General features: G+C 36.8%; 9 protein-coding genes. 6 read left to right on the top strand and 3 right to left on the bottom strand.

The annotated features are described in order from the left end of the window. Positions 1-102: 102 nt before the first annotated feature. The 3 genes from FHY60_RS09625 to FHY60_RS09610 form a co-directional block, all read right to left on the bottom strand. Positions 103-2,730 (bottom strand): dynamin family protein, encoded by a 2,628-nt coding sequence (locus FHY60_RS09625; protein WP_139904763.1) that lies wholly within the window; start codon positions 2,728-2,730, stop codon positions 103-105. Positions 2,731-2,914: 184 nt separating this feature from the next. Beyond that, entirely contained in the window at positions 2,915-3,835 is a 921-nt protein-coding gene (locus FHY60_RS09620) for a metallophosphoesterase family protein (protein ID WP_139904762.1), read from the bottom strand. Between the two features lie 371 nt (positions 3,836-4,206). Continuing rightward, positions 4,207-5,406 (bottom strand): FprA family A-type flavoprotein, encoded by a 1,200-nt coding sequence (locus tag FHY60_RS09610; protein WP_139904761.1) that lies wholly within the window; start codon positions 5,404-5,406, stop codon positions 4,207-4,209. A 316-nt stretch (positions 5,407-5,722) separates the two neighbouring features. Here FHY60_RS09610 and FHY60_RS09605 point away from each other — a divergent pair, with 316 nt between their 5' ends. The 6 genes from FHY60_RS09605 to FHY60_RS09580 all read left to right on the top strand — a co-directional run bounded on the left by FHY60_RS09605 (position 5,723) and on the right by FHY60_RS09580 (position 15,060). Next, complete coding sequence (locus FHY60_RS09605; protein ID WP_139904760.1) at positions 5,723-10,213, top strand: AAA domain-containing protein; 4,491 nt, start codon at positions 5,723-5,725, stop codon at positions 10,211-10,213. A gap of 92 nt (positions 10,214-10,305) precedes the next feature. Next, positions 10,306-11,079 carry a DUF4116 domain-containing protein gene (locus FHY60_RS09600; protein WP_139904759.1) on the top strand — a complete coding sequence of 258 codons (774 nt, stop codon included), beginning with the start codon at positions 10,306-10,308 and terminating at the stop codon, positions 11,077-11,079. A 14-nt stretch (positions 11,080-11,093) separates the two neighbouring features. Beyond that, complete coding sequence (locus FHY60_RS09595) at positions 11,094-12,218, top strand: AAA family ATPase (protein WP_139904758.1); 1,125 nt, start codon at positions 11,094-11,096, stop codon at positions 12,216-12,218. A gap of 4 nt (positions 12,219-12,222) precedes the next feature. Continuing rightward, the gene (locus FHY60_RS09590; protein ID WP_139904757.1) at positions 12,223-13,590 is read left to right on the top strand and encodes a vWA domain-containing protein; all 1,368 of its coding nucleotides are present in this window, start codon (positions 12,223-12,225) and stop codon (positions 13,588-13,590) included. A 65-nt stretch (positions 13,591-13,655) separates the two neighbouring features. Continuing rightward, positions 13,656-14,387 (top strand): class I SAM-dependent methyltransferase, encoded by a 732-nt coding sequence (locus FHY60_RS09585; protein WP_139904756.1) that lies wholly within the window; start codon positions 13,656-13,658, stop codon positions 14,385-14,387. A 238-nt stretch (positions 14,388-14,625) separates the two neighbouring features. Then, the gene (locus tag FHY60_RS09580) at positions 14,626-15,060 is read left to right on the top strand and encodes a PilZ domain-containing protein (RefSeq protein ID WP_139904755.1); all 435 of its coding nucleotides are present in this window, start codon (positions 14,626-14,628) and stop codon (positions 15,058-15,060) included. Positions 15,061-15,326: the final 266 nt, after the last annotated feature.

Genomic DNA, 15,326 nt, shown 5'->3' with positions numbered 1-15,326 from the left:
AAAAAGGCACCAAAAGTAATATATCGGTAAATCTAAGTAACCGTAAGAGCAATGTGGTACTTAAAAAGAAAACTGCGATGCAAAAAAAATTAAACACTGAATTCAATGAGGACACGGAGAACACAAATCCAGTTTAGACTCCTTTACTTCTTTACGAATTCTTTCCCAAACATTAAAGAACATCTGCAGACTGTCTCTTGATTCTTCCAGAAAGTTCAGCTTTTCCCGGATGAAGTTGATATCATTTTCTATATCTGCCTTAGATGCCATGAAGGCATCTTCTACTTCCTTAATCAGGTCCATGTAGTTGTTAAATACAGCTCTGATTTCTTCAGAAATTTTTTGGTGAAGTTTTTCTTTTAAAATAGTGGTCACATGGTTAAGCAAGGTTATATTATTCTCTTTTATAGTGGAAATCACATCAACTTTTATGTCCTGTGACAAGGAGTTTAACATTTCGCAGATATTGTCCACGTCTAATTCAAACTTACCAAACCGCTTGTCTACTTGATTTAAGGTGGCAAGCTTCATCAAGTGGCCTATGACGCCATGCCTTTGATAAAGGCATTTTTTTAGCATGTCATGGATTTGATTGTTCACTTTTTCATCTATTTTGCTAAAGTCTAAATTTTTCCTTGAAAAGGCAAGCTCTAACCTTGGTAAAGTAATCTTTAAACTGTTAACTTGCAAGCTGGTATTTAAATAATCGTTAAAGACACCAATATTGGTTTGTATCTCTTTATCAATAAATGACAAGTATTTTTGTATCCTATCCAACTCGGAATTTACTTTTCTCTGACATTGACCGGCTTTTTCATTAAACATGTCCAATAAAATCTTCTGGAAGTTGGTTTGTACTTTACTACTTATATAATCAATATTACCGTCTACTATCTCTTTAAGCTCCTCCTCTGTGCTGCATAAAAGGGAGTGCTTGACGGCATCTATCTCTTTCTTTATTGAGGATTCCAGCATTTTGGATAACTCACTGTCTGATGTGTTGCATTGACTTTCAATTGCAACTAATAGGCCTGTAAAATCCAGGGCTTTACTTATATCGGTATTTGCAAGATTTACCACATCATACAGCTTTTTAATGGCCTTTATTAATTCTTCTTTTTCTTTTTGCTTGATCCTCATCCTATCATTCAGGTAGGTAAGCTGAAATGAGAAGAAGTTATTCTTCATATTGACAAATCTGTCGTCAATTTTTCTCATTATGGCTTTATAAACTTCTAAGCTTGCCTTTTGAGTGGCTATATAATTTGTATAGTCCATCACCCTGGTAACCCCGCTTTTTTCAAGAAGGGTGTTCAGATCTGCATCCACAATTCCTTGGTAATCCTCTAGGTCCCTTAAATAATCCTCTAAAATTCTTATGAAGGACAGCTCTTTTCTGCCCATATAAGTGGACTTACATTTCCTTAAGTCCCTGATTAGTTCATGGGGAGGGGCATCCACCAGTTGTTCACAGCCTTTTAATTTTGGCACTTTCAGAGCAGTAAAATACTGAAGGGCTGAGGCTGCAAAAATTACAAAACCACTATAGCCAAGGTTCTCAAGCTTAAACCTTAAATAGTCTAAAAACCTTACCACGGAATTTTTCTCCCCACTGGCATATAGTAAGTCTATCTTGTTTACAATGACTATAAAAGAATGAGTTTTATCATACTTGTCAAAAATAGTCTTTATATCACTCAAATATTTTTCCTCATCATTGGTTAAGTATTTACTATAATCTATCACAAAAATGATAACATCCGCAACTTCAATCCACTTATAGGCGATCTCTTTATGATTGCTGCCTGCAAGGTTGGGGCCCGGGGTGTCTATTAAGGTAAAATTATTGTGGTGCTGATTTTCATTTATGTAGTGAATGTACATATCTTCTACTGGTTGTCCTCTTTTTATATCATATTCAGCACTCTTATAGATACTTTCAACATAATGTCTTAATAGATCAACGTTCTGAAATTCTTTATAGCCATTTCTATAGCTTAAAACCAACTTTTTCTCATTATTACACTTATAAATTATTGAATTAGGGGTGGCCAATTCAAAACTGGTAGGGGCATAGTCATTGCCTAAGAAGCTGTTGACAAGAACGCTCTTGCCAGACTTTTTAGTGGCCATCACAGCAACTGTAAGTTCCCTATCTTCTGCTTCCAGCACCATGCTCTCTATGTCATCAATTATTTTGATAAATTTATACTTCCCCAATTGATGCATGTCCTTAGCTGCAGCATCATAAATTCTTTGCCTTGCCGTATAAAGAGATGCCTTTATCTCATTAAAATACTCCTTAAAGGCACGAACTGCATTTCTGTGTTTTTCTTCTTTTTCAAGTATTACATCAATATGTAAGTCTATATATATGAATTGCTGTATTATTTTGCTGATATAAGCCCTATTCCTTTCATCAGTTAATAAAATAAGCAGATACCTGTCAGCTTCACAATAATTTATCTTTTCCAAAATCTCACTAAAAGTCCTGGCTTCTATAATAATTTCGCCGGTGTATTTGTCTTTCAGTAAGGCATCAAACTTAAAATTAATTTCATTAACAATTTTAATTTTGCTTAAGTTAACTCCGTTAGAACTCAGGCTCTCTAAAAACTTAAAAATCAATATATTTTCATTTAAGATAAATACTGCATCTTCCTGAGATTCCTTTAAGGCTGTTATCACTTCAAGAACACCGATGACTTTACTCAATCTTAATACCTTCATGTCATTTCTCCCTCCAGTTCTCTATGAATTTGGTGAATTTGCTGGTGTTAAAAGTTGCACAGTTATTATATATTCTACAGAGGAAGGTAAATTCCTGTTATAGATGAAAAAAAATGGTACACAATTATGAAAGGACAGTACACAATTTTTCTTATACTACGAAAAATTGTAAACCGTCCCTATATTAATAGGAATTTTTCCTTAAATCGAAATTTTCTAATGTTTCTGGTCCTCTTAATATTCTTCGGCTGATGCTGAGGACACCCTCTGAATTGGTTCTGATCCTCCATTCAATTAAGGCTATATTTCCATCTGCTATTTCAATACCTTGAATCCCACTTGCCCGCACGCAAGACCCATCATTGAAGTAGGGCAATTCATCACTTCTGGGGAAATGGGGTCTATGGGTATGACCGCAGATGATCATAATTTTGTTCTTCTTTATCCAATTGCTGTAGATTCGTTCTATCTTATGTATCTTCTCTGCGCTTTTTACCGGGCTGGCAGGATTTATAAAACCTATGGAGTGAAGAAACTTCCAAAAGTATCTTACAGTAAGCATGTTGAGATACCAAAGATTATCATTCATTATGTCACCTTGATGGCCATGGATTGTCAGGATTTCCTGGCCTGTTTCCCTGTGCTTAAAGACTACAGCTTCATGTAATTCTATGCCAGGGAATAATTCTATTTCTTCCTCGTTATATTCATCGTAGAATTTATAGTAGTTCTTTTCTACGATGCTCTTATACTTCAAACAGATATTGTGATTGCCGTATAGTATAATCAAGCGATTATCATCATAAAACTTCTTCAATTCCGTATATACCTCATCATGGGCAAGTCTTATATGTTTAAAGTTTGAATGTTCCCAAAGTTCATCGCCATCGCCAACCTCCACATAGGTATAGCCGTTTTTATAATAATGTTCCAGAGCAAATAAATATATATTTTGATTTTTTGCAAATTCATCAGAGGGGGTACAATCTCCTCTATGACAGTCGCTAAAGAATATATATTTTGAATTATTGTCGAAGTACTCAACTCTTGCATTTTTATAGACACAGGTAAGTCTTTTATCTGCTAACCTCTTTTCGAATATCATAGTACACCTCTTGTATAGCTGCTGAATTTAACTACCCTTTTTCTATATTAATTTGCTCTTTTTATGGAAAATATATTTCAATGTAGTGGTATCTTTCATTCAGTTCTCTTAGCTTTTCTTCCAGCTGTCTCTTTTGCTCCAGAATAATTTTGTATCTCAACTCTAAAGTGGATTCTCCCTGCAGGCATAGGTTTACATATTCAAAAAAGAATACATGGCAGTATTGGATATATTACTCCTCAAGAATGTGAGGATTTGGCTCAGAAAACTGCATAAAAAGTTCAACTTTTTGTGTATAAAATATTGATATCTAACCAAATAAGAGCAGTAAGAAAAGGGACGTGTAATACGTCCCTTCGTACCTTTTTCTCTTACTTAAAGGATGCAGCTATAGCATCAGCAAGTTTATCAATTTCCTGTTCGCCTTCTGGCTTAAGCGCTGAACGAATATCAATTGGTTCGCCAACCAGCTCCATGCCTTGCATCTTTTCAATTTGCTCTTTCATGGATTTTAATGCTGCACTGGCCCAGGAATAATTACCTATAAGAGATACCTTACGGTTCTTTAAGTTCAATACAGAAATATCCTTTAATAATGTATCCATAACAAAGTATAGGTGCATATTGTAAGTCGGTGATGCAAACACCACATGGCTGTATTTCCACAAATCTGCTATGATGAAGGAAGAATGAGTCTTTGATACATCATACATATGCATATCACGGATACCGCGCTGGGCCAGCTTATTTGCCAAAACGTGTACTGCATTTTCTGTATTGCCATACATGGAGGCATATACAAGCACTACACCCTTCTTTTCCGGCTCATAACGGCTCCATTTATCGTATAAATCCAAGATAAAGCTGATCTTTTCACCACGCCAAATTAGACCGTGTAAAGCGCAGATCATATTGATTTCGAGGCCTCCAACCTTTTTAAATAAGGCTTGAACCTGAGTGCCATAACGGCCTACAATATTTGAGTAATAACGTCTTGCTTCAGCAACATCTATTTCGTCTACCTCATCCGCAAAGATATTACCAGAATGAGCTCCAAAAGAACCAAAAGCATCAGCAGAGAATAAGATACCTTTAGTTGTCTCATAAGTTACCATAACCTCAGGCCAATGCACCATAGGGGCAGAGTAGAAGCGTAGGGTATGGCTGCCTAAGGAAAGTTCGTCTCCTTCCTTTACCTCCAGGTAATTCTTGGTCATATCCATTTCGTAAAATTGTTCCATGAATTGGAAGGTCTTTTGGTTTCCTACTAACTTAACATTAGGGTAACGACGTACTATTTCATCGATATTGGCACAATGGTCTGGTTCCATATGATTAACAACAAGATAATCCAGTTCACGGCCACCTAATACATGGACAATATTTTCCAGATATATTTGACCTATGGAACGATCAACGGTATCAATTAAAGCCGTTTTTTCATCCATAATTAAATAGGAATTATATGCTACCCCATTAGGCAATGGAAACATATTTTCAAAAAGTTCTAATCTCCTATCACTACCACCGACCCAGAATATTTTTGGTGCTATTTCTTGCACACAATACATAAGCGTCATCTCCTATCACAAAGTATTATATTATTAATTATCCATAAATCTGGTTCCACATAATTAAAATACTGACTTAAAGTGAACCTTTCATATAAACATTTTATCACAATTATCTTATAATACAATATTACATAAAAACAAAACCAATATTGATAAGTTTATTTTTATATAATATCTTTTCTACAAAAATATAGACCAGAACGGTTGTTTTGTGCCTTGAATATTAGTAAAATGAAGTAGAGTAGAATCTTAGTTCTGGAGTACGATAAACAAGACATTTTGGCTAAGACACAAAGACGTGGAGGAACAAAAGGTGAAGGAGAATTCAAAGGAAAGAATTATAAGGCTGTTTCAATTTTTGAAGCAATATAATAATATAAAAAATCCAATAATTACAGACATCTCAAATCAGCCCTGGAAGAAGTGGATGGACAACTTACCCAAGCATAAGACAGTGTTAAATAATATCTATTGCCAGCAGCAGGATGAAAAAGCTTGCGAAGGAATATTAAGGGTTAAAAGACCGGTTTTAACTGCTTGTCCAACATTACCCATAGAACTTAGACAATGGGTAGAAGTGGGCTGGGACCATATAAATGGAGATGTGAAAGTAAAAGCTGAAATAAAAGTAAGGAAGGAAGCAAGCTACAAGGACGAAATTGAGTACACCGTAGTTAAATTCGAAGAGGACAGAGAAAGGGTTAAGGTCTTTAACCACTGGAAAGCTCAAAGAGAGGCATGGGTTAAAGAGGAACAGCCTGCACGGGCTGCCGATGACCTCTTTAATACACTTTATGGCCTATATTCAACTATTATGAGGGAGCCGGAAGCGGTGGAATTGATCTTAGGAGATGCCTTTCTGCTGTACAAGAAAGATGTATTCATTGATCACCCTCTGCTTTTACAGCATGTAAAACTGGAGTTTGATGCGGATATACCTGAATTTATACTTAGACATTCTGATAAGGGAACTGAAATCTACAGGAGTCTGTTTTATTACATAGAAGACTTAAATAGTGAATTACTGCGAGAGCTCTATGATGAATTTGATATCAATAAATATTCTGTGCTTGAACAGGCCAATACAAATTCATTTTTAAATAGACTTGCAAATGCACTTTCAGCTAAGGGACAGTTTCATGAATTCAGAATGGATGTATCAAATAATTATGAAAATCCACAGATTTACAGAAGACCGGTGCTGTTTTTGAGAAAGAGAAATATAGGCTTTGGCACAGCACTTGATTCCGTATTAGAAGACATCAATACAGCCGGTAAGCTGCCGGGATTTCTAAAGGATGTAGTAGGCTGCACCGAAGAAAGGCATTATACGGAAGAAGCCTTTAAAACCATGGGAAGCCTTAATCCAAATGGCATAGATGAGGACATTTTAATGACCAAGCCGGCCAACAGTGAGCAGTTAGCAGTTGCAAAATATCTGGAATATAACGATGCGGTATTGGTGCAGGGGCCTCCGGGAACAGGCAAAACCCATACCATAGCAAATATGATAGGCCACCTATTAGCCCAAGGTAAAAGCATTTTAGTGACAAGCTACAGTGAGAAGGCTCTTTCTGTATTAAAGAGTAAAGTGGCGGATAACCTGCAGGCCTTATGTCTAAGTTTATTGAGTACTACCGAAAGCAGAGAGGAAATGGAGAAAACCTTAGATGAAATAAATGAGAACAGGTCGAGGTTAAATCCAGCCACATTGATTTGGCAGATTGAAGCTTTAGAGCGAGTTAGAAGGGAACAAATAAGCAGATTGAGAAACCTGCAGCTAAAGCTGAAAGATGCCCGGCTAAATGAGTACAGGCCTATAGTTATTAACGGAGAGGAATTTAAGCCTATAGAGGCAGCTAAATTTCTCAGCAAATATAAAGATACATATTCCTGGATACCCACCCCGGTAAAAGGTGGGGAAGGAACTTCTCTGACTGAAGCAGAGATATTGGAGCTCTATGGCTCAGATATTTTGATTTCAGCAGAGGAAGAAAGGGAATACCATAATGACCTGCCGGAATTAGAAGAGCTAATGAGTCCCACAGATTTTTATAAGCTGATAACTAAGAAAAACAGCTACAGAGAAGAAGAACTCAAGAGTTACGAAGACTGTTGGCATCCCGTAAGACGGGAGGCATCCATAGAGGCTTTACAAGTTGTAATAAAAGATATAAACGCCGCCTTGGAAAAGCTGCAGACAGAGAATGAGTGGATGCTGGCTGCTATGGAAGGTTCAAGGGAAGATGCGGTGAGAAAGAATTGGGAAGGCCTTATCAGAGAAATAGATAAGGTATATAAAATGAATTTGGTTATTTCAGAAGAGTTGATTAAGTACAATCCTGAGATCCAGCAGGTTGATAGCAAAATAGATGTGGAAAAACTGCTTGAGGCCATAATAGAGAAGCTGGAAGCATCGGGCAAGGTTTCAAGACTGAACCTGATATTAAATCCTGATATGAAGACAGTTATCAACAGCTGTAGAATAAACGGGAAGGTGCCCAAACATCTCAATGAATATAGGGCTTTGCTGAAGTACTACCGCTTAAGCAAGGCTAGAATGCAACTGGCTAACCGATGGGACAGGCAGATGGCACCACTAGGGGCAGATAGGACCTATGCCATGGGAGTGGATTTTGAAATAGTTTGTCATAAGTACCGAGGCCTTTTGGAAGAAGCTCTCCTATGGTATGAAAAATACTGGAATCCCATAATATCTAAATTGAAGTCCCTTGGTGTGGATTTGATAAGAGTAGATAAAAACATAGATCTATCAAAGGATAAGTACAGTAGATTAAAATATATAAAGCAGGAACTTGGACCAAAACTTATAGCCGTTATCAATTCTGAAATTTACAGACTTGAGTACTCAAAGTATGTAAACCTAAAAGAAGGCATAGAAAGGAAGGTTAATACATACTCCCAAGCTCAGACCAGCAAAATAATCAGTAGCCTGCAGACTGCATTACATATGGAATCGGTGGCTTTGTATAAGGAAGCCTATGAAGCCTTGGCGAATTTAAAGAAGAAAGGCCAGGATATAGACCGAAGAAAATACCTCCTAAGAAAGTTAAGTGACACCGCTCCGGCTTGGGCTAAAGAGATTGCACTGAGAAATCCCCCCCATGGAGAGGGAAATCCGCCTACAGCCATTAAGGAGGCCTGGCTATATGCTCAATTCAGCCAGGAATTAATAGAAAGAGATAGTCAATATATTGAGTCTATTCAAGAAGAAATACTTAAAATCGAGGAAGAGCTTAAGGAAAACACAGCAGAGTTAGCTTTTAAAAAGGCCTGGCAGGCAAAGCTCTTGAATTTCCAAGACAATAGAAAACAGGTACAAGCCATTGAAGGTTGGAGACAGCTTATCAGAAAGATTGGCACAGGGACGGGCAAGAAGGTTGAGGTATACAAGGCTGAGGCACGAAAGCTAATGCCTGAATGTCAGGGAGCAATTCCCGTATGGATAATGCCATTGAGTAAGGTGGTAGAGAATTTTAATCCCAGACAAAATAAGTTTGATGTGGTAATAATTGATGAGGCCAGTCAGGCGGATTTGATGGGGCTTGTAGCCCTTTATCTGGGAAAAAAGGCCATAGTGGTAGGTGACAATGAGCAGGTAAGCCCCCTGGCCGTAGGAGAAAGAAGTGAGGATGTAGACAAGCTTATAAAAGAATACCTCTATGACATTCCCAACGATAAATTATACTCCGGCAAGTTTTCCATCTATGATTTGGCTCAGGCTTCGGGTTACCAGCCTGTCAGATTAAGGGAACACTTCAGATGTGTACCTGAGATAATCCAGTATTCCAATTGGCTGTCCTATAATGGTGCTATAAAGCCCCTAAGAGATTCCAGTGAAGTAGTCATAAAACCTGCAACTGTAACCTATAGGGTCCATGGAGCAACCTGCAGGAATAAGATGAATAAAAAAGAGGCAGAGACCATTGTGTCTTTAATACTTGCCTGCTGTGAAAGTGAAGAATATAAGGACAAGACCTTTGGAGTCATCACCTTAAGGGGAGAGAAACAGGCAGCCTTAATAGATACAATGCTGCAAAATAGGATGGAACCCTCTGAATATAAAAAGAGACAAATCCTCTGCGGTAAATCTGCCAATTTCCAAGGCGATGAAAGGGATATAATTTTCTTGTCCATGGTGGATACAAATGAAAGTGAAGGACTTCTTAATCTTATGAAATACGGAAACGATGACTTATACAAAAAGAGGTATAACGTGGCAGTAAGCCGTGCAAGAGACCAAATTTGGCTGGTTCATTCAATTGGAGATGACGACCTTAAGCCCGGTGATATCAGAAAAGAGCTAATGGAATACTTGAAAAATCCTACTTCAAAGGAAATTATATTTGATACACTTTCAAAGGCTGCAGAGTCTGAATTTGAAGTGGACGTCATGAAGTTCCTCATTGGAAGAGGCTACAGTATAAAACCTCAGTGGTCTGTCGGTTCCTACAGAATCGATATGGTGGCAATTTATAAAGATAAGAAGGTTGCCATTGAGTGTGACGGTGAGAGATGGCACGGTGAGGATAAACTTGAAGAAGATATGGTAAGACAAGCTATTCTTGAAAGATTGGGCTGGCGTTTTATCAGAATCAGAGGAAGTGAGTTCTACAGAAACAAGTTAAGCACTATGGAAAGGGTATGCGAAAGGCTCACTGCCATGGAAATATATCCTTGTAATGGCGACTTAGATATTGAAAATGCAAGGGACTTTTCACTTGTTGAAAAAGTTAAATCCATAGCCCAAAGCATAAGGAATGAATGGAAAGAAGAAAAATAAAATTAATTTTTGTTTAAGAATGGTATAATATTAAAAATTAATTGTGAACAATGCAATTTTAATATAGAACATAATTACTAGGAGGAAAGAAAATGCCAGATAGTACAGTGGATCCTGAAATTGTATTAAAAAAAGATCCATATTATATAAAAAATATAGATAATCCATCAGTTGACCTTCAGTTAAAGGCTGTTTCTATAAAACCTGATGCTATAAAATATATAAACAACCCCTCAGAGGAAGTTAAATGGAAGGCTGTTGAAGGTTCTGTGTGGACTTTGGAGTATATAGATAATCCCAGTGAAGATATCTGTATCTATTGTGTGGAGAAGGCTTGGAATACTCTAAAGTTTATTAAATCACCTACAAGAGCGGTAATTATCAAGGCACTGGAAAATAATGGCTGGGCTATACAGTATGTCAAAAATTCAGATGAAGAGTTGCAAAAGATTGCCATAAGGAGCAACTGGGAGGCTATTAAGTATATCAAGGAGCCGACTTTAGCCACTCAACTTGAGGCTGTTGCCATGCATTCTAAGGCTATAAATTATATAGATAATCCAATCTTTGAGGTGAAAATCCATGCTATAAAAAATTATCCTGAAACCATAAACAGCTTTAGATTTACCCAGGAAGAACTTGAAGTTTTATTGCTTAACAATTTAAATATTGTTAAGCACATGAATACTTTTGATGAAAAGTATATTATTTCAATTATCAAAGAATATATTTCAAGAGAAGATGTGGAAGATAGATTTATAAAGGCCTTTTGTGAAATCCGAAGATTTACCATAGATAAGGTGAAATTTATGTATGAGAACGGAAGCAAAAGGGCTAAGAGGATGTTTGTACACTACAACTTATAACTAAGGAGCGAATTATGAATTTTAAAGAGGCGTTATTAACTTCAGAATTAATATTGAAAAGTGGTGCCGTACCAATGCTGGTTGGTGAGAGTGGCATTGGCAAGACAGCACTGGTAAGAGAATTAGCAGAGAGAAATGGATATTATTTGGTAAACATAGATGGAAACCTCTTAAAAGAAGGTGAAATAGGTGGACTACCCATAGTGGAGGATTACAGTGTATATAAAGATGAAAATAAAACAACTAAGAAAAGAACGGTTTACGCTGTACACCATAAGCTGCAGGAAATTGATAAGGCCCTTGAGGAAAACAGTAAAAGGCCGGTCCTGCTCTTTATAGATGAGCTAAACCGCTGTGAGCACGTGGTACAGCAGGAATTAATGAACATAATCCTCAACAGGGAGATAAACGGATACAAGCTTCCTGCGAATACTCTTGTGATGGCAGCCATGAATCCTTCAAGTAAATTTAATAATTTTTCAGCAAGTGATTATCAAGTGGTGGAAATGGATCCGGCCCAGGAGAACAGATTTGTCTGGCTGGAACTGGAATCTGATGCTGCAAGCTGGCTTCTTTGGGGGAAGAGAGTGGGTATCCATCAGGATGTTCTGAACTTTATCAGTATTTTTCCACAATATCTCCATAAGCCGGACATGGAGGGAGCAGTGAGAGCTACTCCTAGAAGCTGGGAAAGGGTTTCCCGTATTTATGAAGCTGCTACAGCAAATAAAGACCATTACAGCAGCGACATTTTCCTACATGCCGTCAAAGGAAATGTAGGACCTTATATAGCACAGGAGTTTATGAACTTTATAAATAATAAGGATAAGTCTTATTTAATAGCTTCAGAACTACTGAATAGGGACACATTGGATGAGGAACTCATTGCAAGGATAAAAAATGAAAGTTATGAAAAACAGTATTTATTGGCTGTAAATTGCATAGGCGAAATATCAGAAAACCCTAACCCAAGGATAATTAGATACTTTACAAGTATTATAAGGTTGTTCCCCAAGGACTTAAGAATGGCAATAATGAAGAAAATAAAAAGAGATATGGACCAGGATTCCTATGAAAGCTTTCTCGATTGTGAAGAGTTCATCGAAGGTTACTTTGAAATTTTTATAGAGGCTAGGTAAAGATATGGGTACCAATTTTATAGAGGGAAAAAGGACTGAACTATCAGCCCAATGTATAGCTAAGGACAAGGAAATTTCAAAGGACCCGGAATTCGCCAACGCTTTTAATAAACTTTGGCAGTCAATAATACTGGAAATGATAGAGGGGGCAGATACTTTTTTCGCTAATTTCATAGTTGAGCTGAGGCGGGAACTTGATTACGATCTGCAAGAGCCAATGTGTACAATACCTCAGTATAACTATTTCAGATTAGTGATAAACCCCATTTACTTGCTGGAATGCACTATAAGAGAAATTCAAGCCCTACTTAAACATGAAGTGTACCACATTTTAAGTCTTCATCATTACAGGTCACAGGTATTATTGAAAAATTACAGCAAACTGGCAGTTAATTTAGCTATGGATATATCCGTGAATCAATATATAATAAACCTGCCAAACTGGGCTAATACCATAGAAAAAGTAAGCTTGTCATATAATGTTAACCTTCAAGAAAATCAAGCACTTGAATTCTACACACATCAAATCCAGGAGGCCTTGAATAGAAAAATTCAAAATGTGGTTATTGGTGAGGAAATTGAAACAGACAATCTTTCAAGCACCGAGGTTGGGGAAAGTCACCACACTTGGATGAATGAAAACTTAGATCTAGACGAAGAGCAATTGAAGGAGATAGTAGATAAACTACTAGAAAACATTAATGATGTCAGTAGACCTGATAGTGTAAGCCGGATAGCGGAGGATTCCAGAGCAAACCCCAAACTCTCCTGGCAAAAACTCCTCATAAGAAGCTTTGGGACTACACCTTGGAAAAAGAAGAAAACCATAACCCGTAGGGATAGGAGAATGCCGGACCGTTTGGAGCTTAGAGGGATCATAACTCACTATATCAGTGAAGTGATTGTAGCCATTGATATCAGCGGAAGTATGACGGAAAAAGAAATAGATAACATATTGACTGAAATCAAGGCTTTGGTTAGAAGCTACAACTCAAAGGTCACTGTTCTTGAATGTGACGATGAACTCAGAAGGATTTATTCCTTACAAGCCGGAAAGCCAATCAAAGAAAGACCTAAAGCCAGTGGAAAAACTAAGTTCTCACCGGTGTTTGAATATATAAGCAAAAGGAAGCTGTATAAGGCCACACTAATTTACTTTACTGACGGTTTAGGTGAAGAAATTCTTGATCAAAGCATTGTTCACTATAAAACTATCTGGGTTATTACTACTTCAGAAAATAAACTTTCACTGAAAAATCCGCCCGGCCATGTAATTAATTTAGGTTCTAGGAAGAAAAATAATGAAGAAATGCTTCCCTTGGATTTGCTTAAAAGTGAACTCAAAGAAATAAGGTCTGAATGGGCCAAGTGAGGTGCCTGCCACCTCACAAGTCACATCACATCTGCCACCAAAAAAATACGAAAGGGGTAATCAAAATGGCTTTTTATGAAGAGATTTCAACCTACTATGACAAAATATTTCCTGTCTCAAAAAATACTGTAGATTTTCTCAAAAACCATATAGGTAATCCGCCTAAATCAGTTCTTGATGTAGCCTGTGGTACAGGTGGTTATGCCATAGAACTGGATAAGCTTGGATATAGTTTGACTGCAGTAGACCTAGACAGAGAAATGATTCGTAAATTAAGTGAAAAGACAAAAGCTACAAATAGTAAAGTAGTGTTCTTGCAGGCAGATATGCTGAACTTGTACGAGGAATTTAGCGGAGCTAAGTTTGGAGCTATATATTGTATTGGAAACTCTCTGGTTCATCTCCAGAGTCTTGCTCAAATTCAGAGCTTCTTTGCTGGAATCCGTCAGTTGCTGGACAATGAAGGGGAATTTATATTTCAAATAATTAATTATGACAGAATACTTACTAAAGGAATTACATCTCTGCCTTGTATAGTTAATGAAAGTGTGCCCTTAAGCTTTGAAAGATATTATGATTACATTGAGGAGACACAGAAAATTATTTTCAAAACAATTTTATCTTTAGACAATAAAAAACTTGAAAATCAAGTGGAATTAACTCCCTTGACATATGACGATGCAATTTTGATGTTGACAAATGCGGGATTCAGCGAAATAGATGCCTATGGAGATTTTAAAGGCAGTAAATTTGATAAAGAGAGTTCATATTCTCTTGTTATAGCAGCAAGCAAATAAATAAATATTTTTGCCACTGTCATAAGGAATCAGATATTTAAAATATTTTACTGAAAATTATTATGATTCACAAGTTAAAATGTAAAAATATTCTATGTAAACATTTACTTGTTTTGAAGGATATCTATATTAGATTGTAGAATATATGAAAAGTATAAACCATATACCAGCTTCAAAGTTCTAGATATATATCTTCACTCATAATTTCATTTACTAAAGATATGGCAGGTGGTATAAAATGCAATCCTACTCCTTTATTTATAACAGAGTCTATTTTTATTCAAAAGAGAAAAGACGCTATAGGCGGGTTCCCCTGTATTATAATGTTGAGTACCCCTTAATAAATTTTAGGTCCATACGGGACCTTATCGTCAATGGCAAATACTTGCTGGTCATTGATATATCAGAAGGAGGTATGGGGATCAAGTCAAATTTATTACTGAAGGAAAATGATTTTATCAGTTTTCAGTTGAGGCTTCCTAATGCCGATTATTCCTTTGAATGTATTGCCTGTATAAGAAATTGCCGTTATGAAGATGATTGCAGCATATATGGAGCTGAGTTCGTTAAATTGGATCTGAGGTATATGAAGCTAATACGTGAATATGTAGATGAAACCTTTTGTGAACTCATTAAGAAATATGGAGAAAGTGCCTTCTCACAAAAGGCTTAATTTGGAGCTGATTTTCACTCTTATTGATAGTAAAAGTTCCTAAATTGTTGAGGTACCATTGGCCTGTAATCAAACCATGCAAAAAGGAGTTCCGGCGGAACTCCCTTTGTGATTATTTAACCATAACTCAGCCGCAGGATAATGCTCCAGTATTAAGGAGTAACTATTACTGGGGCTTTATATTTATTAATAGAGTAGTTACAGATGAGCATTAGACTATAAAAGTACCCAAACGATATAATCGGTAGAAGGAAGCATTTATTGCA

The organism is Clostridium thermarum, assembly GCF_006351925.1.
Lineage (GTDB): Bacteria > Bacillota > Clostridia > Clostridiales > Clostridiaceae > Clostridium_AU > Clostridium_AU thermarum.
Note: the sequence above shows the minus strand (reverse complement) of the source record. Positions and strands in the feature narration are given on the sequence as shown.